The following is a 21,068-nucleotide window of genomic DNA, read 5'->3' on the forward strand; positions in this document are numbered from 1 at the left end:
CGGTTGCTAGGGGAGGATCCGGAATGTCTGTGCGCAAGCTCGCCGTCGTTGTCGCGCTGAGCTGCGCCGCGGCCGTTGCCGGAATGCCCGCCGCGGCGGCCGATCCCGTCGCCGCCTGCGCGTCGGCCCGGGTCGCCACCGCACTACCCGCCCAGACGCCCCTGCTGGATTGGTCGGAGAACGTCGGCTACGACGGGCGCGGAAATCTGTGGGTCGCCCGGATCTACCGCAACGAGGTGCAGCGCTACGACAACACCGGCAAGTTGACCGCCACCGTCCCGGTGGCGTTCCCCGGTGCGATCCGGCTCGGGCCGGACGGATTGCTCTACGTCGTATACGGTGACGCGCCGAGCAGCGCGGTGATCCCCGGCGGCGTGGTCCGTTTCGATCCGGATGCCGCCGATCCGCGCCCGGAGGTGTTCGCCGCCGGGTTCGCCATGCCCAACGGCGCGGCCTTCGACGCCGCGGGCAATCTGTACGTGGCGGTCACCGGGTCCGGAGTCGTCAAGGTCGGCCGGGACGGTGTGGTGGACCAGGAGTGGACGGCGCGGGCCGCCGGGCTCGGCGCCAACGGCATCGCGGTGCGCGGTGACACCGCCTACCTGACGACGAACGCGAGTCCGCTGGGGCGGGTGCTGAGCTTCCCGATCGACGCGCCGGAGCGGCGGACCGTGCTTGCGGACCTGTCCACCGGCGCCGGCATTCCGGATTTCGCCGATGACCTGCATGTCGACGCGGACGGGGTGCTCTATGTCGCCACCCTGTCCGGGCAGCTCGTGCGGATAGACCCGGCGAGCGGCGAGGTGTGCTCGGTGTTGAACACCGAGCCGATGACCGCGGTGGTCCCGGTGCCCGGCCGCACCGATGAACTGCTGGCGGGTACCGAGCGCGGCGGCATCCTGCGCATTCGCCTGCCGCACTGATGTGACCTAGGTCTCAATCCAGGGTAGGGACCACGCACTGAGCGGGCGGATCGATGGGGCGATCCGTTTGTTCACCTGACGTTCAGTTTATGTTCACCTGCCGCGATCAGTCTGTGACCTTCCAAATCAGACCGTGCGTTCGGTTATGGCCGCGGATTCTGACTCCACATCAGCCAGGAATCCGCTCCCCATGTCATTGCGCAAACTGTTTCCCCTAGCCGTGATCGTCACCTTCGCGGCCGCCCCCGCCTACGCCGCCGCCGAGATCCCCGGCGTCCCCGACCCATTGCAGCAGCCCGCTCAGCAGCTGCAACAGCAGGCCCAGCAGGCACAGCAGGGCCTGCCGCGGGATCAGCAGGACCAGGTCCAGGGTCTGGTCCAGCAGCTACCGGCCCCGTTCGCGGGCATGCTCCCGGCGCCCGACCCGATCTTCACCGACGACCTCGACGGCTGGATCAAGAACTCCCTGCGCATCCTGGCCAAGCACGGCATCCCCGGCAGCTACGAGGGCATCCACCGCAACATCATCCGCGAGTCCGGCGGCAACCCCTTCGCCATCAACCTCTGGGACTCCAACGCCGCCGCCGGCATCCCCTCCAAGGGCCTGCTCCAGGTCATCGACCCCACCTTCGAGCGCTACCACGTCGAAGGCACCTCCTGGGACATCTACGACCCGGTCGCCAACATCACCGCCGCCTGCAACTACGCCGCGGCCCGCTACGGCTCGATGGACAACGTCTTCGGCGCCTACTGACGCACGGCCCGATCGATGCGGGCCGAGATCGCCCGCAGCTGCGCGCTCAACTCCGGCGGCTCGTGGACTTCGAAGTCGACGCCGAGGGTGAGCAGGCGGTGGGCCAGCCATTCGGGGGCGTCGTCGCGGACGGCGTCGAGGCGGCAGGAGGTGGGAGTCGAGGGGGTGAGTTCGCCCGGAGTGTCGCCGAGGCGGCCGGAGATCTGGGTCAAGGGAGCGTGCAGGGTGATCGAGACGTGGAATTGGGGTGTGCCCCAGTCGGTTCGGCGGCCCGCGACGTAGGCGGCGGGGTCGGTGGCGGGGAGTGGGCGGGGAGTGAAGCGGGCCGCGGTGGGGTGCGGGGCGGTGACGCGGTCGACGCGGAAGACGCGCCAGGCGGCGCGGTCCAGGTCGTGGCCGACGAGGTACCAGTGGCGGCGGTGGTTGACCACGCCTACGGGTTCGATGTGGCGGTGCGCGCCGGCGTAGGTGAAACGCAAACGCTCCCTGTTGGTTACGGCCGCGGCGGCGGTGGTCAGCACATCGGGGTCGACGGTGGGGGCGTCGGTGGCGGGCAGGGCGACGGCCGTGCCGAGGACCTTGACGCGGCGGCGGAGCCGGGCCGGGAGCACCTGATCGAGTTTGGTCAGGGCGCGGACCGCGGCGTCCTCGATGCCCGCGATGGACGAGGCCGCGGCGGTGCGCAGCCCGACGGCGATGGCGACCGCTTCCTCGTCGTCGAGCAGCAGCGGGGGCATGGCCTGGCCGGCCACGAGGCGGTAGCCGCCGGCGGCGCCCAGCGTGGCCTCGACCGGATAGCCGAGGTCGCGCAGGCGGTCGATATCGCGGCGGACGGTGCGGTCGGTGACGCCGAGGCGCTGGGCCAGTTCGCTTCCCGGCCATTCGCGGGGCGTCTGGAGTAGCGAGAGCAGCCGGAGCAGCCGGGCGGGGGTGTCGGTCATGATGTCCAGAATCCTAGAGAACTAGGACATGAATGGTCCTAGTTCGTTTCTACCGTGGAGACATGACTTCGATCAGAATCTTCCGCATCGACATCCCGCAGACCGACCTCGACGACCTGCGCGACCGGCTCGCCCGGACCCGCTGGGCGGCGCCGCTGCCGGGCTCGGACCGGGGCGTGCCGGTCGCCTACCTGAGCGAACTCGCCGACTACTGGCGCACCGAATTCGACTGGCGCGCACAGGAAGCCGCACTGAACGAGCTGCCGCAGTTCCGGACCGAGATCGACGGCCTGGACGTGCATTTCGTGCACGTGCGCTCACCGGAGCCGGACGCGCTGCCGCTGCTCCTGACGCACGGATGGCCGAACTCGTTCGTGGAGTTCACGAAAACCGTGGGCCTGCTGACCGATCCGCGGGCGCACGGCCTGGACCCGGCGCGGGCGTTCCACGTGGTGATCCCCTCGGTGCCCGGCTTCACGTTCTCCCAAGCGCCCGGCGCGGAGGGGATGACGGTGGGCCGGGTGGCGCGGATGTGGGTCGAGCTGATGGCGCGGCTGGGCTACGAGCGCTACGGCGCCCAGGGCGGTGACCTGGGCGCCTATGTCGCGCCGGAAATGGCGCTCGCGGCGCCGGATCGGGTGGTCGGCGTGCACCTCGACGGCGGCATCGGCATGCCGACGGCGGCGGACGTGCCGACCATGAGCCCGGACGAACTGGCGGAGTGGGAGCTGATGCAGCAGTGGATGACCGGCGGCGTCGACCATCATGCGCTGCTGCGTGTGGCGCCGCAGACCTTCGCCCACGCCTGGACCGATTCCCCGGTGGGGCTCCTGGCGTGGCTCATCCAGAAGTTCGACGAGTTCACGCCGCTCGCGGACCGCGCCGAGGACGTGATGGATCGCGATCACCTGCTGACCAACATCAGCCTGTACTGGTTCACCAATACGGTCGCCTCGTCGTCCTGGCCGATGTACGAGGGGTTGGGTAAGGACACGGGCGTCACCTGGCCCACGGGTCAGAAGCTGGTGCCGACCGGCACCTACGGCGGCGGCTCGGCTCTGATGCGCCGGCTCGCCGAGCAGGACAACGACATCGTGCACTGGCCCGAGGGCAACACCGGAAACCACTTCGTGGCCATGGAGCAGCCGCGGATGCACGCCGACGACATCGGCGCCTTCTTCGCGAAGGTGCGCTAGCCGGTCGGCTTCTGCAGGTCCTGGTCGACCGCGGCCGGGAGCTGCGGGGCCGGAACGGCATCGCCGGAACCGGAGTTCACGCCGGGCTGCTCGGCGGGCGGTTGCGGCGCCGGCGCGGCCTCGCCGGAGCCGGAGTTCACGCCGGGCTCGGCCGGGGCGGCCGGGGGCGCGGGCGGCGGCGGGACGTCCGGCACGGAGAACAAGCCGACCGTCGGGGTCATCACGCAGTTCGCGAAGGGGTAGTTGATGACGCCCCACATGGAGGCGATCACGGTGCCCGGCCCGGAATTCACGGTCCGGGTCAGCGAGGGCAGGCCGGTCTCGGTGCGATCGTCGAGGACATCGATGCCGCTGGCGCCGTTGTTGACGTTGACCCAGGCGACCACGAGCCCCGAGTTCAGCGGAATGCCGGTGTGCGCGGGGGAGGCGCTGAACCGCAGCGAGCCGGGGCTCGGGTTCGGGGCGTCGGCCAGACGGGGGCCTTCGGCGCTGGCGGCGCCGATGATCGTGGTGATCGGGCCGTTGCTGCCGCAGCCGAAAGTGGGTGCGGCGTAGGCGAAGGGGGTCCAGCCCGGGGTGACGTAGCGCAGCTGCGCGATATCGACGAGCTGGGTGTACTGGGTCAGCGCGCCGACACCGGCCTGGGCCGGCAGATCCGGCCCGGCCTTCTCGGTGAGCTGGGCGAGCGCGCCCGCGATATCGGGGGTACCGGGCTCGGCGGAGGCCGGTCCCGCCATGGTCAGAACCGCGCCGATGCCGAGAGATGTCACTGCCGCCGCGGCTCGCGCGATGGTTCTGCCGTTCACTCAAACACTCCTCGAAGAAACCAGGGGGTCCCCATACCCCGACGCCAGCAACGTACCAGTTCCCCGGGTCACTCGCGCCTCAGCGTGTCCCGCGGATGTGATCCCCCTGACGGCGCACGATTACCAGAGGGTAAGTTCGGCTCGGAAGTACGAGACATGGACGGAGTCCTGTATGAAAATATCCCTGTCCCCCGACGAGATCACCTTCCGCGACGAATTGCGAAAGTTCTATCGGACCGAGATCCCCGCTGAGATCCGCGAACGCGTCCGCTACGGCCGCGAATTGTCCAAAGAGCAGATCGTCACGGCCAACAAGATCCTGAACGACCATGGGCTCGCCGTGCCGAACTGGCCGGTGGAGTGGGGCGGCAAGGACTGGACCCCGATGCAGCGCCACATCTGGCAGGACGAGATGCAGCTGGCCTCGGTGCCCGAGCCGCTGACGTTCAACGCCCAGATGGTCGGCCCGGTCATCGCGCACTTCGGCTCCCAGGAGATCAAGGAGCGCTTCCTGCCCCCGACCGCGGCGCTGGACATCTGGTGGTGCCAGGGCTTCTCCGAGCCCGACGCCGGTTCCGACCTGGCTTCGCTGCGCACCACCGCGGTGCGCGACGGCGATTCCTACATCGTCAACGGCCAGAAGATCTGGACCACGCTCGGCCAGTACGCCGACTGGATCTTCTGCCTGGTGCGCACCGATCCGAACGCCCCGAAGAAGCAGGCCGGCATCTCGTTCCTGCTCTTCGACGTCAAGAGCCCCGGTGTCACGATGCGCCCGATCAAGCTGATCGACGGCGGCTACGAGGTCAACGAGGTCTTCTTCGAGAATGTCCGGGTGCCCGCCGACCAGCTGGTCGGCGAGGAGAACATGGGCTGGACCTACGCCAAGTTCCTGCTCGGCAACGAGCGCACCGGCATCACCGGCGTCGGCCGCACCAAGGTCAAGATCGGCGTCGCGAAAGAGTACGCGCGCAAGACCACCGCGGGCGCGGGCACGCTGCTCGAGGATCCGCTGTTCGCGGCCCGGGTCGCCGAACTCGAGAACGAACTGCTCGCCCTGGAGCTGACCCAGCTGCGCGTGGTCTCCAATTCCGAGGAGGGCAAGCCCAATCCGGCCTCCTCGGTGCTCAAGCTGCGCGGCTCGGAACTGCAGCAGGCGGCCACCGAGCTGCTGCTCGACATCGCCGGACCGGACGCCCTGCCGGTCGACGCCGAGGACATCGCGTCCCCGGAGTGGGCCCAGCACAGCGGCCCGGGCTACCTGAACTACCGCAAGACGACCATCTATGGAGGTTCGAGCGAAGTACAGCGCTCCATCATTTCCTCCACGATCCTGGGATTGTGAGGCGACACCATGGATTTCGAACTCACCGACGAACAGGTCATGCTGCGCGACACCGTTCGTGACCTGCTGGGCCGCAACTACGACCCGGAGTCCCGGCTCAAGGTCACCGACACCGACCTCGGCTGGAGCCGCGATGTCTGGCGCCAGCTCGCCGAGCTGGGCGTACTCGGCCTGAGCTTCAGCGAGGAAGACGGCGGCATGGACGCCGGACCGGTGGAGACCATGGTGGTGGTGCAGGAGTTCGGCCGCCGGCTCGCGCCCGAACCGCTGCTCGACGCCGTCCTGGTGCCCGGTGGTCTGGTGGCCGCGCTCGGCAGTGCCGACCAGCGCGCCCGCATTCTGCCCGCGGTCGCCGCGGGCGAGAAGCTGCTCGCCTTCGCGCACAGCGAGCCGGGCGTGCGCTGGCCCTCGGCCGAACTGTCCACCGCGGCGGCGGCGCAGGGCGATTCGTATGCCCTGACCGGCGTCAAGAACCCGGTCGGCCACGGCGATTGCGCCGAGGAATTCGTGGTCAGCGCGACCCTGCCGGACGGCGGCCTCGGGCTGTTCCTGGTCGCCGCGGACGCGCAGGGCGTCACCCGCAAGTCCTACCGCACGGTGGACGGGCAGCGTGGCGCGCAACTCGAATTCGAGTCCGCCCCGGCCGAGTTGCTCGGTGCCGGCGCCGAAGCGGTCGCCGCGGCGATCGTGCGGGCGCAGGCCCTGCTGTGCGCGGAATCCATCGGCGCGATGGAAGAGGCGCTGCGCCTGACCACCGATTACCTGAAGGCGCGCAAGCAGTTCGGCGTCACGCTGTCGAAGTTCCAGACGCTGACCCAGCGGGCCGCCAACATGTATGTCTCGCTGGAGCTGGCGCGCAGCATGGCCCTCTACGCCAATGCGGCGCTGACCGACGGCACCGCCGATCCGATCATCGCCTCGCGGGCCCGGCTGCAGGTCAGCCGCGCCGCCCGGCACGTCGGGCAGGAGGCCATCCAGATGCACGGCGGTATCGGCGTCACCGCCGAGTACCCGGTGAGCCACTACGTCGCGCGGCTCACCGCGATCGAGCGGACGCTCGGCGGTGCGCTCGAGCACCTGCAGGTGCTCAGCGCGCGGGTCGGCGAGTACGACCAGCCGGAGCTGTAGCTTCCGAAAGAAAAAGGCCGCCTCGCCGGGTGCGGGGCGGCCTTTTTCGTGCGCGTTATTCGCCCGGCGGTGCGGGTGTGGTCGTCGTCGGCGGTGCCTCGACGGAGGTGACCACGTCCACCGGTGCGCCGATCTCGGTGGGGCCCGGCGTTTCCTGGGCCGAGGGCACCGGTTCGACCGGTACCACCTGATCGACCGGCGGGACCTGATCGACCGGCGGCAACGGCTCGACCGGCGGCGGCGCGGCGGCCGTCGTGGTCGGCACCGGTGGCCGGCGCGTGGTGGTCTCCTCGTCCTCGGTGGGCCGGGGGCGCGGCCGTGTGGTCGGCTCCTCGGCTTCGGTGGTGCGAGCCGGCCGGGTGGTGCGGGTCGGCCGGGTGGTGCTCTCCTCGTCGGCCGGTAGGTCGATCTCGGTGCCGGACGGCGTGGTCATCGGCGTATACCCGGCCGGTCGGCGCGGCGGCCCGGCCGGCGCCACCTGCCAGGTGGGCGACGGCGGAATGACGACCTTCTGTGCCGACACCGTGGTGCCGTTCTGTACGGCCATCGCGGCCGAGGGCCCGGACTTCAGCGGTGGGGGCGGCACGTAGGTGTCTTCCTTACCCACGCCACAGGCGCCGATGAGGACGAGCCCGACGGAAACCGCCCCCGCTGCGATCGCCGGACCGGTGATCTTGGTCCTGTTGCTCACCATCGGGACACTCCTGCTGTGTAATCGAGTGGGCCTCACCTTAATCGAGGCCTGTCACCGCGGCTACTGCGGCCTGGGCCTTTCACCGGCGCATACTTTGATCTTAAATACTCGCGATTCAGATATCGAAATGGTCACTATTGCGTGTCGCGGGCACGTGTCGCGCTCGAACCGACCGGTGCGGTCGTACCGTGTGTGAGCAAAGTTACGTGTGAGACGCCTGAACCAGATGAGAGATCCGCCGAGGGCTCGAGAACCCTGTCGCGACAACAACTCTGATCGAAGTCGGGTCGAGGGAGTGAATGATGGGAGCTTACTCGACAACTCCGCTGCGAGCCGAGTCCGCGGCCGCCGATCCGGCGACCTCCGCACTCTCGCAGCCCCAGGTGTCGAAACCGCCACGGAGCTTGTCCACGATTGTCTCGCGGACCTTCGCCTGGCTGTTTTTCATCGGTGGCGTCGTCGGCGCCGCGCTCGGCATCGCCGGGTTGCATGTCGAAATCGCCGTGGCCGGTTTGATACTGGCCTGTACCGCCGGACTGGTGTTGCTCAAATTGCGCCACGACCGCGGGGTTCGCATCGAAACCGACTGAAACACAGGCGAGTTCGGATTTGGTTGCCGAAGCCGCTGTTCGCGTGCAGGATTGGCAGATGGCTGGATGTGATCGTAGGCAGACGGCGATCACCAGTGATGTCACCGAGTTCCTGGACCGCGCCGAGCCGTACCTACGGCAGAACGCGCTGCGCAATACGGTGATCGCGACTGCCGTCGGCAATCTGCTCGGCGCCAAGCCCACGGTGGGCGAACCGTCCTGGTTCGTCTCGGTGTTCGACGACGCGGGCGAGGTCGCCGGCGTGGCCGCGCGGTCGGGGCGCAACGACATCTATCTCGGCGACATCCCGGTGCGCAGTGCCGGCGCGGTGGCCGACGCGTTCGCGGGGGCGATCAGCACCGCCGGCGGCGTCGAGGGCCCCTCGGAAGTGGTGTGGCCCTTCGCCGAACGCTGGTGCGCGCTGCGGCGCATCGGCTACAAGCAGGACTACGCCGTGCGGCTCTATCGGCTGGGCGCGCTGCACGTCCCGCAGGTGCCCGGAACAGCCAGACGCGCAACGGAATCCGATATCGCGCAGCTCGTGGCGTGGACCGAGGCGATGCAGGCCGAGATCGGGATGTCCGGCCCGGGCCTGCCGATCGAGGCGCTGCACCGCCGGATCGCGGCGGGCTGGTGGTGGCTGTGGGAACGCGACGGCCGCCCGGTCGGTCTGGCCGCGCATCAGGTGCCCGCCTACGGTTGGTCCCGGATCGGGCCGGTCTACACCCCGCCCGAGGAGCGCGGCCGCGGGTACGCCGCGGCGCTCTCGGCGCACGTGTCGCGCATCCTGCGGGCGCAGGGGCACGACATCTGCCTGTTCGCCGACACCGATAACGCCACGTCCAACAAGATCTACCGCGGCATCGGCTTCGAGCCGGTCCGCGAATACGTGCACTACCAGTTCGGTTAGCGCGCCACCCATTCGAAGGCGTCCGCCTCGGAACGCGCGCCCTGCGCGGTGCGGGAGCGGTTGGGCTCGCCGAGTTCGCCGAGCAGGTCCTCGGTCAGGCCGACCAGGGCCGCCAAGGTCTTCGGGGTGAACCACTCCGGGCGGGTCGCGAAGAGGATGTCCTCGGAGGCGGTGTTGCCGCTGGCGCCGGGCGCGAAGGGGCAGCCGCCGAGGCCGCCGAGCGAGCCGTCGACCAGGGTGGCGCCGGCCGCGACGGCGGCGAGCGTGTTGGCCACGCCCATGCCCCAGGTGTCGTGGCCGTGGAAGGCGATGCGGCGCTGCGGGGTGCGCTCGCGCACGGCGGTCACCAGGGCGCCGACCTGCGCCGGGTGCGCCTGGCCGAGGGTGTCGGCCAGCACGATGTCGGCGGCGCCCGCGGTGCGCGGATCGTTGGCGATGGCCAGCACCCGCTCCGGGTCGACCGGTCCGTCGAACGGGCAGGTGAAGCTGGTGGCCAGGCAGAGCTGGATGGTCCCGCCCGCCTCCTGGGCCAGGCGCACCGCCGCGGGCATCGCGGCCACGCTGTCCTCGGCGGTGCGGCCGATATTGGCCTTGTTGTGCGCGTCGGACACCGACAGGCAGTACTGGAAATTACGCACGCCCGCGGCGGCGGCCTTCTCGACATGGCGCGGCGTCGCGACCCAGAGCCAGCAGCGCGCGAGCTCCGCGCGGGTCAGCTCGGCGACGAGGTCCATCGTGTTGGCCATGGGCGGCACCAGGTCGGGCCGGGCCATGGAACCGATCTCCAGCTCCGGCACGCCCAGTGCGAGCAGCCGGCGCACGATCTCGGCCTTGCGTTCGGTGGGGAGGATTTTGCCGGTCAACTGCAATCCGTCACGCAAGGTGACATCGCGCAGGACAGCGGTCACTTCTCCTCCCGGGTCCGGGTGGGGACACACATCACGCCCGCCCAGGATCTTCGATTCGTACCGGCCGGATTGGGGTGCACTGTCGGCCTGCTCGGCGCCGGCGAGCGAAGCTCGCCCCTGCTACGTCCCGCCGGGCGTCTGCCTCCACGCCGCCTACTCATGCGGGGCACCCTATCGGCGCGCGGGCCGCGGCGCGACCCCCGGCCCCCGGATGGGTCGGCGTGTCGGTCCGGGCGCTCACTCCGCGACCGGGTTCAGCGCGTCGATCTCGGCCGCGCTCAGACCGAGCAGACCGGTGAGTACTTCGCGGGTGTGCTCGCCGAGATCGGGGCCCACGTTCCGGATCGGCAGCGACTGCCCGCCGATGACCGGGACGATGCCGGTGAAGCCGACCTCCTTCGGCTCGGGCTCGCCCACATCCACCGGGAAGGACTGAATCATATTGCGCGACTTCAACTGTTCGTCGGCGACGAGATCGGCGGCGGTGTAGATCGGTCCGCAGGGGATGGCGGCCGCCTCCAGGATCTTCAGCGCTTCGTCGCGGGTATGCCGGATGGTCCACTCGGCGATCGAGGCGTCCAGGCGTTCCCGATTGGTCCAGCGGCCCCAGTTGTCCTGGAGATCCGGGTCGGCGGCCAGATCCGGCCGATCGATGACCTGCATGTAGCGCTGGAAGATGGCATCGCCGTTGCCGCCGATGATGATGCTGAGGCCGTCGCCGCACGGATAGGCGTTGCTGGGGGCGATGCCCTCCATGCGGCCGCCGACGCGCTCGCGGGTGATGCCGTAGGCCAGGTAGTCGGGCACCAGCGATTCCATGACCGACAGGATGGATTCGTTCAGGGCCACATCGATGATCCGCTGCTCCAGTGGCACCCGCTCGACCCGCTCGCGCTGGAACAGCGCCATCACGGTGCCGAACGCGGCGTAGATGCCCGCGATGGAATCGCCGATGGACACACCCACCCGCACCGGCGGGCGGTCCGGATCGCCGACCAGCTCCCGCAGGCCGCCGACCGCCTCGGCGACCGCCGCGAAACCGGGGCGCTGCGCGAGCGGGCCGGTCTGGCCGTAGGCGGAGATGCGGGTGATCACCAGATCCGGATTGGCCTGCGAGAGCTCCTCCGGGCCCAGGCCCCACTTCTCCAGGATGCCGGGGCGGAAGTTCTCCAGCAGGACATCGCACTGCCGGATCAGATCCAGCACGATCCGCCGTCCGGCGTCGGTGCGCAGATCCAGGGTGATGGACTTCTTGTTCCGATTGATGGTGCGGTACAGCATCGAGGTGTCGCCGCCGTAGAGCCGCCAATTGCGCAGCTCGTCACCGGTTTTGGGGCGCTCCACCTTGATCACCTCGGCGCCGAAGTCGCCGAGGATGCGCCCGGCCGTCGGTGCGGCCACGTAGTTGCCCAGTTCCAGTACCCGCACCCCGTCGAGCGGCCGAATGTCCATCGTCACAGCCCCAACAGTAGGGGTCGGCCCGCGCGGTCGGGACGGAAGCCGAGGGAGCCGCACGCCCGGAAGCGGCGTCCGGGCGTGCGGCCCGATCGATCTCAAGCGGCCTGGGCCGCGGTCTCCTCGACGATCGAGTAGTGCTCGGCGTTGCCGGCGATGATCGTGCTGGCCTGGCCGTCCACGCCGACCGGGATGTCACCGGCCAGGGTGATCCGGGTCAGGCGGCGGGCCTGGGCGTCGTAGTCGTCCACGGCGTAGTGCTGGGTGGCGCGGTTGTCCCAGATCGCGACGTCGCCGAGCTGCCAGTTCCACCGGGTGGTGTTCTCCAGCTTGATGACCCGGTTCTGCAGCAGCTGGAACAGCGCGGAGGACTCGGCGGCGGACAGGCCGGCGAAGCCCTTCACGAAGTGCCCGAGCAGCAGCGCGCGCTCACCGGTCACCGGGTGCACGCGCACCACCGGGTGCTCGGTCTCGTAGTAGGTCGACTCGAATTCCTCGCGGTAGGCCTTGCCCTGCTCGTTGGCCGCGTGCCGGTCGGTGCGGTCGGCGGCGTAGTCGTAGGCGTTGGTGTGCCGGGCGCGCAGGTTCTCCACGAGCGCCTTCAGCGAGTCGGGCAGCGAGTCGTAGGCGGCGACGGTGGAGGCCCAGGTGGTCGAGCCGCCGTACTCGGGCAGGTGCACCGCGCGCAGGATCGAGGCCTTCGGGATGCGATCGACGAAGGTGACATCGGTGTGCCAGCTGTTGGCGCGGCCGTACTCGGAATCGATGGGCAGCGACTTCACGCCGCGCGAGGTGACCGTCGGGTGCGGGGTGGTGGGCGTGCCCAGCAGCTCCGCGAACTCGTACTGGCCGTCCTCGGTCAGGTGGTCCTGCCCGCGGAAGAAGATCACCTTGTGCTCGTGCAGCGCGTCCTGGATCAGCGCGACGGTGTCGGCGTCCAGGCCACCGCTCAACCGGACGCCGTCGATCCGGGCGCCGATCCGGCTGCCGAGTTTCACCACAGTGGCGGTTGCTGAATCGACGGTCATTTGAGTGCCTTTCGCTCGAACGTTTGCTGTGTTCGAGCACACCAGGCGGGCCGTCGGCCGAACAGGTTTCCCCTCAGCCGGATCGAAAGCAGTTACCCGACCTGCTCGCGCAGGTAGGCGATATCGTCGGCGACGCCCTCGGCCGGAGTCTCCAGAATCACCGGGGCGCCGGCGGTGCGGCAGACCTCGGCGAGCAGCTCCGGATCGATGGTGCCCTCGGAGAAATTGGCGTGCCGGTCGGCGCCGGAATTGAACTCGTCGCGCGAGGAATTCAGGTGCACCAGATCGATACGGCCGGTGATGGCCTTGATCCGGTCCACCACGCCGACCAGCTCCTCGCCGCCGGCCCAGGCATGGCAGGTGTCCAGGCAGAAACCGGCGCCGAACTCGCCGACCGCGTCCCACAGCCGGGCGATGGAATCGAAATGCCGGGCCATGGCGTGATTGCCGCCCGCGGTGTTCTCGATCAGGATCGGCACCGCGAAGCCGCCCTTGTCCTGCTGGCGCTCGAACAGCTTGCGCCAGTTGACGACGCCGGCCTCCAGCTCGGCGTCGGAGCGGACATGCCCGCCGTGCACGACCAGGCCGAACGCGCCCAGCTCGGCCGCCGCGGCGGCCTGCAGGGCCACGGCCTGGCGCGAGGGCATGCGCAGCCGGTTGTTCGTGCTCGCCACGTTGATCTGATACGTGGAGTGGATCACCACGTCGATCTCGCTGGCCTTGATCTGCTCGGCCAGCGGATGGGGTTCGGGTTTGTCCCAGCTCTGCGGATCTACGACGAAGAACTGGACGACCTCGGCGCCGAGCTTCTCGCCGAGGCCGATCGGGTCGCTGTCCTCCCGGACGTGAGCTCCAATTCGCATGACATCGAGCTTAGGCGGGGGCACCGACAAACCGGCGCGAGCGGGGCGATAATCGAGGTGTTGCAGGAACGCGGACCGGCGAGATACATCGGTAGGATCCGCGTGCTCGGCCCGATGAGGGGGTGTACACACTGTGTTGCATGCTGGCGAGGTCTTTGCCGGTTATGTCGTCAAGCGCGTGCTCGGCAAGGGCGGTATGGGCACCGTCTACCTGGCGCAGCATCCGCGGCTGCCGCGACTGACGGCGCTCAAACTGCTGGACCGTGAGCTCTACGCCGACGACGAGATCCGGCAGCGGTTCGAGCGCGAGGCCGACCTGGTGGCCCAGCTGGACCACCCGAACATCGTCACCGTCTACGACCGCGGCGCCGAGGACGACCAGCTCTGGATCTCCATGCAGTTCGTGGCCGGCTCCGATGCCGCGGGCGCGGACGTGAACGCGCTGGCCCCGGCGCGGGCGGTGCACATCATCTCCGACACCGCGGCCGCGCTGGACTTCGCGCACGCCAACGGCGTGCTGCACCGCGACGTGAAACCGGCCAACATCCTGCTCGCCAAGGCGCCGATCGGGCAGCCGGAACGGGTGCTGCTCACCGACTTCGGGATCGCGGCCTCGCGCAACTCCGACCACACGCTGTCCTCGGTGGGGCAGATCACCGCCACGCTCGCCTACGCCGCGCCCGAACAGCTCAGCGGCACACCGCTGGATCACCGCGCCGACCAGTACTCGCTGGCGTGCACGCTGTACTGGATGCTCACCGGGACACCGCCGTTCGGCGGCGGCAACCCGGCCGTGGTGATGAACGGTCACCTGTTCGGGCCGGTGCCCGCGCTGCGGCAGGTGCGGCCCGGGCTGCCGCCCGCGCTGGACGGCGTGCTGGCCCGGGCGCTGGGCAAGCGCCCCGACGACCGGTTCGCCAGCTGCACCGAGTTCGCGGCGGCGGCCCGGCAGGCGCTGGCCGGTACCGGGCCGCAACAGTTTTCCCGTCCCGGTCCGCACGTCGGCTATCCGCCGCCGGGGACCAGGTCCTACACCGGGTACGCGCCGCCCGCGCGCCCGGGCTACGGACCGCCGCCGACCGGTGCCTATCCCGGATACGCGCCGCGGCCGAACGGGCCGCACACCGGGTACCGGCCGCCGATGTCACCGAATCCGCAGGCGCATCCGCCCCCGGCCGGGCACGCCTCGCCGCCACCGGCCGCTCCGCCGCGGACGAGTCTGCCGCGGGTGACCGGGGTGCCGCCGGGAGCGGGCCGGCCCCCGGTCTCGGGTCGGCCGCCTGCCGCGGGCGGTTCGCCTGCCCCTGGCGGGCCGCGCGCCGGGGAGCCGGCCAGGCCGCCGAGCTCGGATCGAAACCCGCTGCCGCCCAGGGGAACCGATCCGCCCCGCCCGGTGGAGCGGCCGCGCACCGACCCGACCGCCGCCGCGGAAAACGCTGTGCCGCAGCGCCCGCCGTCGGGCACCCGCCGGACGGTGCGCCCGATCACCATCGCGCTGCCGGACGCGCCGATCCGGCGCACCCGCCCGCCCGCCGCCGAATCAGGGGATACGTCATAGCCATTCGCTATTTCGGTCACCTTTGGAACGCCCCGGGGTCCGGCCGCGATACCTCTTCGTCGGGCATAACGGGTGTGTGACAACTGCTAGGGTTTCCGTATTCCGTGGTCGGGCGACGCCCTGATCGCGCATCTGTGCTGTACGCCTGTTGCCGGTGGGTCCCGGCGCGGGCGAGAAGTGGAGCAAGACATGCTGGCCAGCGGTGATGTTTTCGCCGGCTATGTCATCGAACGGCAAGTCGGCCGCGGTGGCATGGGTTCGGTGTACCTGGCGAAACATCCGAGACTTCCGCGGATGACGGCGCTGAAGCTGTTGAACCGGGAGATGTTTCACGACGACGAGGTGCGGGCGCGGTTCGAACGGGAGGCGGATCTCGTCTCGCGGCTCGACCACCCCAACATCGTCACGGTGTACGACCGCGGCCTCGATGACGAGCAGCTGTGGATCTCCATGCAGTACATCGACGGGATCGACGCCGCCTCGGCCGAGCCGCAGTCGCTGCCGCCGGCACGGGCGGTGCAGATCATCAAGGAGACCGGCGAGGCGCTGGACTACGCGCACGGCATGGGCGTGCTGCACCGGGATGTGAAGCCGGCCAATATCCTGCTGGCCCGCTCCGGCGGCGGGCGCGGCGAGCGGGTCTATCTGACCGACTTCGGTATCGCCCGATTGCGCGACGACACCGGCCATCTCACCCAGACCGGCACCTTCACCGCCACGCTCGCCTACGCCTCGCTCGAGCAGCTCACCGGCTCGCCGCTGGATCATCGCTCGGACCAGTATTCGCTGGCCTGCACGCTGTTCTGGCTGTTCACCGGGTCCGGCCCGTTCGCCTCGACGAACCCGGCGCAGGTGATCCAGGGTCATCTGCAGACCGCGCCGCCCGCGCTGAGCAGTGTGCGGCCGGGCCTGCCCTACGCGCTGGACGGCGTGCTGGCCAAGGCGATGGCCAAGCGCCCCGACGACCGGTTCAACTCGTGCTCGGAGTTCGCGGCGGCCGCGCAGCAGGCGCTCAGTGATCGCAGTCAGCCGGCGCTGCCGCTGGCCGGCGGTGGGCCGCGCCCGGGCACCGGGCCGCAGTTCCCGACCGCGCACACCTCCGCCCCGCAGCTGCCGACGACGGGCGGTCAGCATCCGTCCAGCCCGCAGCAGCCGACCTATCCGGTCGGGCAGGCCAGTGGGCCGCATTCGATGAGCGGGGCGCCGACGGCGCTCACGCCCGCGCCGCGGATGATCCAGCACGCCATGCCGGGTGTCTCGACCGGTCCGCAGCAGACCGCGCCGACGTCGGGCTACGCCCAGCAGAACGCCTATCACCCGCCGGGCGGTTACAACGCGCCGCCGCGGCCGCCGATCCAGCGGCCGGGCGGGCCGCCGCGCAAGTCCAATGCCGGGCTGATCGTGGGTGTGGTCGCGGGCGCGGTGGTGCTGGTGATCGGGCTGCTGGCCGTCATCGGCGTGGTCGTCGGCGACGACACCGACCCGACCACCACCCGCACGCCCACCGCCTCGGCGTCCGCGACGAGCACCAGCTCGGCGAGCAACTCGCCCGCGACGACCGCGAGCGTGGAGGCGATCAGCCGGGAGTTCTCCAGCATGGTCCCCACCGACCCCGACGGCGACGCCGGATACAACGGCGCCACCTGCAGTTCGCACACCGCCAGCGCACCGCCCAATCCGACCGACGGCACACCGGATTTCGGTAAGTGGGGCTACGCCTGGGACTGCTACGGCGGCGGCGACAACGACGACCCGTTCTACACGATCTACATGTACAACGCGGCCGCCGATGTCCAAGCCGCGCTGAGCAACCTGCCCGGCGACACCGTCAAATCCACTGAAACCAATGGTGGAAAGTCCTACACCAGTTACAAATTCAACAACAGCGGCCCGAAGCTGGTGACCGTGTTCACCGGATCCCGCGGGCAGTACCTGATGTACACCGACGGGATCGCGGGCAGTATCGACGAGGTGCTGCGCTGGTGGCGCTCGGCTCCGCTCTGAGTGCTACAGAACCGATTCCACCGCGCCGCGCAGCGCGGCGTCGTCCGGGGTGACGGTCGGGCGGAAGCGCCCGGCCACCTGGCCGTCACGATCGATCAGGAACTTCTCGAAGTTCCACTGGATGTCGCCCGCCGCGCCCGCGGCGTCGGCGGTCTGCACCAGTTCGGCGTAGAGCGGATGCCGGTTCTCGCCGTTGACCTCGATCTTCTCCAGCAGCGGGAAGTCGACGCCGTAGGTGGTGGCGCAGAACTGCGCGATCTCCTCGGCGCTGCCCGGCTCCTGGCCCATGAACTGGTTGCACGGGACGCCGACCACGGTGAAGCCCTTCGGCCCGTAGGTCTCCTGCAGCTCGACCAGGCCCGAATACTGTGGCGTCAGACCACATTTCGACGCGACATTGACCAGCAGCACGGCCTTGTCGCCGGCCAGTTCGGCCAGCGTGGTCGGCTCGCCCGCCAGGGTGCGCAGTGCGACGTTGCGAATAGCCACTCGTGTTTACCTACCCATTCCGGATTCGGGTGATCCGCCCGCCACCGTACCGGCCGGTGCTACTACCTGGGGAGTCAGGGGAAATCCGGATGGCGCGGGGCGGGCGGGCCCGACAGACTGGAGGGCATGACTTCGCACGCTGTGGGTACCGACACCGCCGAAACGGCGGCTCCGATCGATGTCGCGGCCCGCGCCATCGCTGTGTCCAAAGTTTATGGTTCGGGAGATACGCAGGTCACGGCCCTGGACGAGGTGTCGGCCGAGTTCGCGAAGGGTGAGTTCACCGCGATCATGGGTCCGTCCGGGTCCGGCAAGTCGACCCTGATGCACTGCCTCGCGGGGCTCGACAGCACCAGTTCGGGCACGGTCCGGATCGGCGACACCGATCTCTCCGGCCTCACCGACAAGCAGATGACGGCCTTGCGCCGGGATCGGATCGGGTTCGTCTTCCAGGCCTTCAACCTGGTGCCGACGCTCACCGCGCTGGAGAACATCACGCTCCCGCTGGATATCGCGGGCCGCGAACCGGATCGGGAGTGGCTGGACACGGTGCTCAAGCGGCTCGGGCTCAACGACCGCCTGGGCCACCGCCCCAGCGAGCTGTCCGGTGGTCAGCAGCAGCGCGTGGCGTGTGCCCGCGCCCTGGCCGGCAAGCCGGACATCATCTTCGGCGACGAACCGACCGGCAATCTGGATTCCCGGGCCTCGGGTGAGGTGCTGTCGATTCTGCGGGCCGCGGTGGACGAGTTCCGGCAGACGGTCGTCATCGTCACCCACGAGCCGCACGCGGCGTCGTTCGCCGATCGGGTGGTGTTCCTCGCGGACGGGCGCATCGTCTCCGAATTGCGCGGGCCTACCGCGGATTCCGTGCTGGACCGGATGAAGTCGCTGGAGCAGGTCTGATGCCGGGTAGCCCGATGCGCAAGGTGGCCTTGCGCAATCTCGCCGCGCACAAGGTCCGCCTGGCCCTGACCCTGTTGTCGGTGGTGCTCGGAACCGCCTTCGTCGCGGGCACTTTCGTCTTCACCGACACCTTGCAGCGCACCTTCGACGACATCTTCGCCAACGAGGCGGTCGGCGTCGACATCCGGGTGAGCCCGGAGGAACGCCAGGCCTTCGGCGTCCCGCTCGCGGTGGTGGACAAGGTGGAGCGCACCGCGGGCGTCCGCGCCGTCGAGCCCAGCATGCTCGGTCCGGCGGTGCTGCTGGACTCGAAGGGCAAGCCGGTCCAGACCGGTGGCGCACCGAGCCAGGGGCAGTCGTACACGCCGGCCGATCAGGCCGTCGGCGACCCGGAGAAGTTCGTCCTGGGCGTGCCGCCGAGTAAACCCGGTGAGATCGCGATCAACAGCGGCGCGGCCGCTCGCGCCGGTCTGAAGGTGGGCGACAGCGCCAAGGTCGTGGTCCCGTCGCGGAGCACGGCGGAGGCGCCCACGATCCCGGTCACCGTCACCGGGCTCTTCGATATGCCTACGGACACCGGGCTTTTCGTCGGCATGCTGTTCGAGGTCACCCAGGCTCGGCAGCTGTTCACCAACGGCACCAGTGTGGCGTACCTCGATATCGCCGCCGCGCCGGGTGTCGGCGTCGACGAGCTGCGCGACCGGATAGGCAAGGAACTGCCGGGCTTCAAGGTGCAGAACGGCGATCAGGTGCGCGCCGACCTGCGCGAGCAGGTATCCAAGAGCCTGAACTTCCTCAACTACTTCCTGCTCGCCTTCGTCGGGATCGCGGTGATCGCCAGCACCTCGATCATCTACAACACCTTCTCCATGATCGTCGCTCAGCGGCTGCGTGAGCTGGCGCTGCTGCGCGCGGTGGGCGCGAGCCGCCCGCAGGTGGGCCGGACGGTGGTGGTGGAGGCGTTCGTCATCGGATTGGTCGGCAGCGTACTGGGTTTGGCCGCCGGCATCGGCCTGGCGTATGGGCTGTCCGGGCTGATGAACTCCTTCGAGCTGGGCGTGCCTACCGGGTCCATGACGGTGCTGCCGCGCACCATCGTGGTCGGCCTGCTGGTCGGCCTGCTGGTCACGGTGATCAGCGCCTGCGCCCCCGCGTGGCGGGCCTCGAAGATCCCGCCGGTCGAGGCGATGCGCGAGGAGTACAAGGCCATCGGCGAATCGCTGCGGCGGCGTACCCGGATCGGCGCCGGCCTGGCCGTGCTCGGCGTGCTGCTGGTGGGGATCGGCGCGCAGTGGACCGGCAAGGTCGCGGCCGAGGTGGTCGGCGGCGGCGCGGTGGCGTTGATCGCGGCCGTGCTGCTCGCGGGGCCCGCGCTGTCGCAGCCCGTACTCCGCGCGCTCGGCGTGCTGACCCGGCCGTTCGGCCCGATCGGCCGGATGGCGCGCAACAACGCGGTGCGCAACCCACGCCGTACGGCCGCAACGGCTTTCGCGCTGACGCTCGGGCTCATGCTGGTGTCGATCATCGGCATGGCGGGCGCCTCGGCGAAGGCCACCGTCGACGAACTGGTCGACAAGGGTGTCCGGGCCGATTTCGTGCTGGTGGGCCCCTCACAGAATCAGTTGATCGGCTTGCCGATCGGCGTGCCGGACAAGGTGCGCGCCAGCGTGCCCGAGGCCGGCAAGGTGGTGGGCTTCCGGGGTACCGCCGCGCAGATCGGCGACGACTCGATGCGCGGTGTCTCGCCGGACGCGCCGATCAGCGGAATGCTGAACTACACCATGCGCTCGGGCACCGACACGCTCGGACCCGGTGACATCCTGGTCTCCCAGGACGAAGCGGAGGAGCACAACCTGACCGCCGGGCAGCGGATCGAGCTGTCCACGTTCCAGCCGGATCCGGAGAACCAGGGTAAGCCGAAGAAGGTGCCGGTCACCATCTCCGGGATCTACGAGAACAGCACACTGCTCGGCGAATTCGTGGCCGCGCCCGATTTGTTCACCGAGATCACGCCGACCGATTTCCAGAACAATTTCATCGTGCTGGTCGCCGCGAAACCGGGCTCCGATCTGACCGCGATGCGGGCCAGCCTAGAGAACGCGGTCAAGGATTTCGCGCTGGCGCAGGTGCAGGACCCGGAACAGTTCAAGGGCACCCAGGCCCAGCAGATCAATATGCTGCTGGCCATCCTGTACGGCCTGCTCGGGCTCGCCGTGGTCATCGCCATCATCGGCGTCATCAACACGCTGGCACTGTCGGTGGTCGAGCGGCGCCGGGAAATCGGCATGCTGCGTGCGGTGGGCACGGCGCGGGCCCAGGTCCGGCGCACCATCTACCTGGAATCGATGCTGATCGCGGTGTTCGGCGCCATCGTCGGCGTGCTGCTCGGCATCGGCCTCGGTTACGGATTCCTGCGCACGCTCAGCGAATTCGGGCTGGACCAGATCGCCGTGCCGTGGACCCAGTTGCTCCTGGTTCTGGTCAGTTCCGGCGTTATCGGCGTCCTCGCGGCGCTGTGGCCCGGTATCCAGGCGGCGCGTACGCCCCCGCTGGCGGCTATCGCGGATCTGTAG

19 protein-coding genes are annotated in these 21,068 nt (G+C 69.6%); 11 read left to right on the top strand and 8 right to left on the bottom strand.

The window, feature by feature from the left end; genetic code table 11:
- Window positions 1–23: 23 nt before the first annotated feature.
- Window positions 24–923: a hypothetical protein gene (locus AB0H76_RS01830; protein ID WP_357315952.1), complete on the top strand. Its 900-nt coding sequence runs from the start codon at window positions 24–26 to the stop codon at window positions 921–923.
- Between the two features lie 190 nt (window positions 924–1,113).
- Window positions 1,114–1,677 carry a transglycosylase SLT domain-containing protein gene (locus tag AB0H76_RS01835; RefSeq protein WP_357315955.1) on the top strand — a complete coding sequence of 188 codons (564 nt, stop codon included), beginning with the start codon at window positions 1,114–1,116 and terminating at the stop codon, window positions 1,675–1,677.
- Here the strand turns inward: AB0H76_RS01835 and AB0H76_RS01840 are convergent.
- Window positions 1,671–2,618 (bottom strand): YafY family protein, encoded by a 948-nt coding sequence (locus tag AB0H76_RS01840; RefSeq protein WP_357315958.1) that lies wholly within the window; start codon window positions 2,616–2,618, stop codon window positions 1,671–1,673. The two genes, AB0H76_RS01835 and AB0H76_RS01840, sit on opposite strands and share 7 nt — an antisense overlap.
- Window positions 2,619–2,680: 62 nt before the next feature.
- Between AB0H76_RS01840 and AB0H76_RS01845 the strand changes: the two genes are divergently transcribed.
- Window positions 2,681–3,814 carry an epoxide hydrolase gene (locus tag AB0H76_RS01845; RefSeq protein ID WP_357315961.1) on the top strand — a complete coding sequence of 378 codons (1,134 nt, stop codon included), beginning with the start codon at window positions 2,681–2,683 and terminating at the stop codon, window positions 3,812–3,814.
- Here the strand turns inward: AB0H76_RS01845 and AB0H76_RS01850 are convergent.
- On the bottom strand, window positions 3,811–4,620 hold the full coding sequence (locus AB0H76_RS01850) for a hypothetical protein (RefSeq protein ID WP_357315964.1): 810 nt from the start codon (window positions 4,618–4,620) through the stop codon (window positions 3,811–3,813). The two genes, AB0H76_RS01845 and AB0H76_RS01850, sit on opposite strands and share 4 nt — an antisense overlap.
- A gap of 172 nt (window positions 4,621–4,792) precedes the next feature.
- Here AB0H76_RS01850 and AB0H76_RS01855 point away from each other — a divergent pair, with 172 nt between their 5' ends.
- Entirely contained in the window at window positions 4,793–5,965 is a 1,173-nt protein-coding gene (locus tag AB0H76_RS01855; protein ID WP_357315968.1) for an acyl-CoA dehydrogenase family protein, read from the top strand.
- A 9-nt stretch (window positions 5,966–5,974) separates the two neighbouring features.
- Window positions 5,975–7,093 carry an acyl-CoA dehydrogenase family protein gene (locus AB0H76_RS01860; RefSeq protein WP_357315971.1) on the top strand — a complete coding sequence of 373 codons (1,119 nt, stop codon included), beginning with the start codon at window positions 5,975–5,977 and terminating at the stop codon, window positions 7,091–7,093.
- A 55-nt stretch (window positions 7,094–7,148) separates the two neighbouring features.
- Here the strand turns inward: AB0H76_RS01860 and AB0H76_RS01865 are convergent, their stop codons facing one another.
- Window positions 7,149–7,787 carry a hypothetical protein gene (locus AB0H76_RS01865; protein ID WP_357315974.1) on the bottom strand — a complete coding sequence of 213 codons (639 nt, stop codon included), beginning with the start codon at window positions 7,785–7,787 and terminating at the stop codon, window positions 7,149–7,151.
- 302 nt (window positions 7,788–8,089) lie between these two features.
- Between AB0H76_RS01865 and AB0H76_RS01870 the strand changes: the two genes are divergently transcribed.
- Together AB0H76_RS01870 and AB0H76_RS01875 are read left to right on the top strand one after the other, a co-directional pair.
- On the top strand, window positions 8,090–8,377 hold the full coding sequence (locus AB0H76_RS01870) for a hypothetical protein (protein ID WP_357315976.1): 288 nt from the start codon (window positions 8,090–8,092) through the stop codon (window positions 8,375–8,377).
- A gap of 58 nt (window positions 8,378–8,435) precedes the next feature.
- Window positions 8,436–9,287, top strand: a complete 852-nt coding sequence (locus tag AB0H76_RS01875; protein WP_357315979.1) for a GNAT family N-acetyltransferase — start codon at window positions 8,436–8,438, stop codon at window positions 9,285–9,287.
- Here the strand turns inward: AB0H76_RS01875 and AB0H76_RS01880 are convergent.
- The 4 genes from AB0H76_RS01880 to AB0H76_RS01895 form a co-directional block, all read right to left on the bottom strand.
- Window positions 9,284–10,195 carry a hydroxymethylglutaryl-CoA lyase gene (locus AB0H76_RS01880; RefSeq protein WP_357315982.1) on the bottom strand — a complete coding sequence of 304 codons (912 nt, stop codon included), beginning with the start codon at window positions 10,193–10,195 and terminating at the stop codon, window positions 9,284–9,286. The two genes, AB0H76_RS01875 and AB0H76_RS01880, sit on opposite strands and share 4 nt — an antisense overlap.
- A gap of 237 nt (window positions 10,196–10,432) precedes the next feature.
- On the bottom strand, window positions 10,433–11,647 hold the full coding sequence (locus AB0H76_RS01885; protein WP_357320303.1) for a CaiB/BaiF CoA-transferase family protein: 1,215 nt from the start codon (window positions 11,645–11,647) through the stop codon (window positions 10,433–10,435).
- 101 nt (window positions 11,648–11,748) lie between these two features.
- Window positions 11,749–12,678, bottom strand: coding sequence for a TauD/TfdA family dioxygenase (locus tag AB0H76_RS01890; protein ID WP_357315985.1), 930 nt, complete (start codon window positions 12,676–12,678; stop codon window positions 11,749–11,751).
- 92 nt (window positions 12,679–12,770) lie between these two features.
- Window positions 12,771–13,541: a deoxyribonuclease IV gene (locus AB0H76_RS01895; RefSeq protein ID WP_357315988.1), complete on the bottom strand. Its 771-nt coding sequence runs from the start codon at window positions 13,539–13,541 to the stop codon at window positions 12,771–12,773.
- A 133-nt stretch (window positions 13,542–13,674) separates the two neighbouring features.
- Between AB0H76_RS01895 and AB0H76_RS01900 the strand changes: the two genes are divergently transcribed.
- Together AB0H76_RS01900 and AB0H76_RS01905 are read left to right on the top strand one after the other, a co-directional pair.
- Window positions 13,675–15,099, top strand: coding sequence for a protein kinase (locus AB0H76_RS01900; RefSeq protein WP_357315991.1), 1,425 nt, complete (start codon window positions 13,675–13,677; stop codon window positions 15,097–15,099).
- Between the two features lie 189 nt (window positions 15,100–15,288).
- On the top strand, window positions 15,289–17,103 hold the full coding sequence (locus tag AB0H76_RS01905; protein WP_357315994.1) for a protein kinase: 1,815 nt from the start codon (window positions 15,289–15,291) through the stop codon (window positions 17,101–17,103).
- Window positions 17,104–17,106: 3 nt separating this feature from the next.
- Here the strand turns inward: AB0H76_RS01905 and AB0H76_RS01910 are convergent, their stop codons facing one another.
- Window positions 17,107–17,592, bottom strand: a complete 486-nt coding sequence (locus AB0H76_RS01910; RefSeq protein WP_357315997.1) for a glutathione peroxidase — start codon at window positions 17,590–17,592, stop codon at window positions 17,107–17,109.
- A gap of 126 nt (window positions 17,593–17,718) precedes the next feature.
- Between AB0H76_RS01910 and AB0H76_RS01915 the strand changes: the two genes are divergently transcribed.
- Window positions 17,719–18,495 (top strand): ABC transporter ATP-binding protein, encoded by a 777-nt coding sequence (locus tag AB0H76_RS01915; RefSeq protein ID WP_357316000.1) that lies wholly within the window; start codon window positions 17,719–17,721, stop codon window positions 18,493–18,495.
- Window positions 18,495–21,068, top strand: coding sequence for an FtsX-like permease family protein (locus AB0H76_RS01920; RefSeq protein ID WP_357316003.1), 2,574 nt, complete (start codon window positions 18,495–18,497; stop codon window positions 21,066–21,068). The genes AB0H76_RS01915 and AB0H76_RS01920 overlap by 1 nt, the downstream gene beginning before the upstream one ends.

This window comes from Nocardia sp. NPDC050712 (assembly GCF_040654295.1).
GTDB lineage: Bacteria > Actinomycetota > Actinomycetes > Mycobacteriales > Mycobacteriaceae > Nocardia.

Coding starts and splice junctions, on each gene's coding strand:
- AB0H76_RS01840 (WP_357315958.1), bottom strand. CDS start 2,618: ATGACCGACACCCCCGCCCGGCTGCTCCGGCTGCTCTCGCTACTCCAG.
- AB0H76_RS01855 (WP_357315968.1), top strand. CDS start 4,793: ATGAAAATATCCCTGTCCCCCGACGAGATCACCTTCCGCGACGAATTG.
- AB0H76_RS01905 (WP_357315994.1), top strand. CDS start 15,289: ATGCTGGCCAGCGGTGATGTTTTCGCCGGCTATGTCATCGAACGGCAA.
- AB0H76_RS01860 (WP_357315971.1), top strand. CDS start 5,975: ATGGATTTCGAACTCACCGACGAACAGGTCATGCTGCGCGACACCGTT.
- AB0H76_RS01915 (WP_357316000.1), top strand. CDS start 17,719: ATGACTTCGCACGCTGTGGGTACCGACACCGCCGAAACGGCGGCTCCG.
- AB0H76_RS01890 (WP_357315985.1), bottom strand. CDS start 12,678: ATGACCGTCGATTCAGCAACCGCCACTGTGGTGAAACTCGGCAGCCGG.
- AB0H76_RS01845 (WP_357315961.1), top strand. CDS start 2,681: ATGACTTCGATCAGAATCTTCCGCATCGACATCCCGCAGACCGACCTC.
- AB0H76_RS01865 (WP_357315974.1), bottom strand. CDS start 7,787: ATGGTGAGCAACAGGACCAAGATCACCGGTCCGGCGATCGCAGCGGGG.
- AB0H76_RS01885 (WP_357320303.1), bottom strand. CDS start 11,647: ATGGACATTCGGCCGCTCGACGGGGTGCGGGTACTGGAACTGGGCAAC.
- AB0H76_RS01835 (WP_357315955.1), top strand. CDS start 1,114: ATGTCATTGCGCAAACTGTTTCCCCTAGCCGTGATCGTCACCTTCGCG.
- AB0H76_RS01895 (WP_357315988.1), bottom strand. CDS start 13,541: ATGCGAATTGGAGCTCACGTCCGGGAGGACAGCGACCCGATCGGCCTC.
- AB0H76_RS01875 (WP_357315979.1), top strand. CDS start 8,436: ATGGCTGGATGTGATCGTAGGCAGACGGCGATCACCAGTGATGTCACC.
- AB0H76_RS01920 (WP_357316003.1), top strand. CDS start 18,495: ATGCCGGGTAGCCCGATGCGCAAGGTGGCCTTGCGCAATCTCGCCGCG.
- AB0H76_RS01830 (WP_357315952.1), top strand. CDS start 24: ATGTCTGTGCGCAAGCTCGCCGTCGTTGTCGCGCTGAGCTGCGCCGCG.
- AB0H76_RS01870 (WP_357315976.1), top strand. CDS start 8,090: ATGGGAGCTTACTCGACAACTCCGCTGCGAGCCGAGTCCGCGGCCGCC.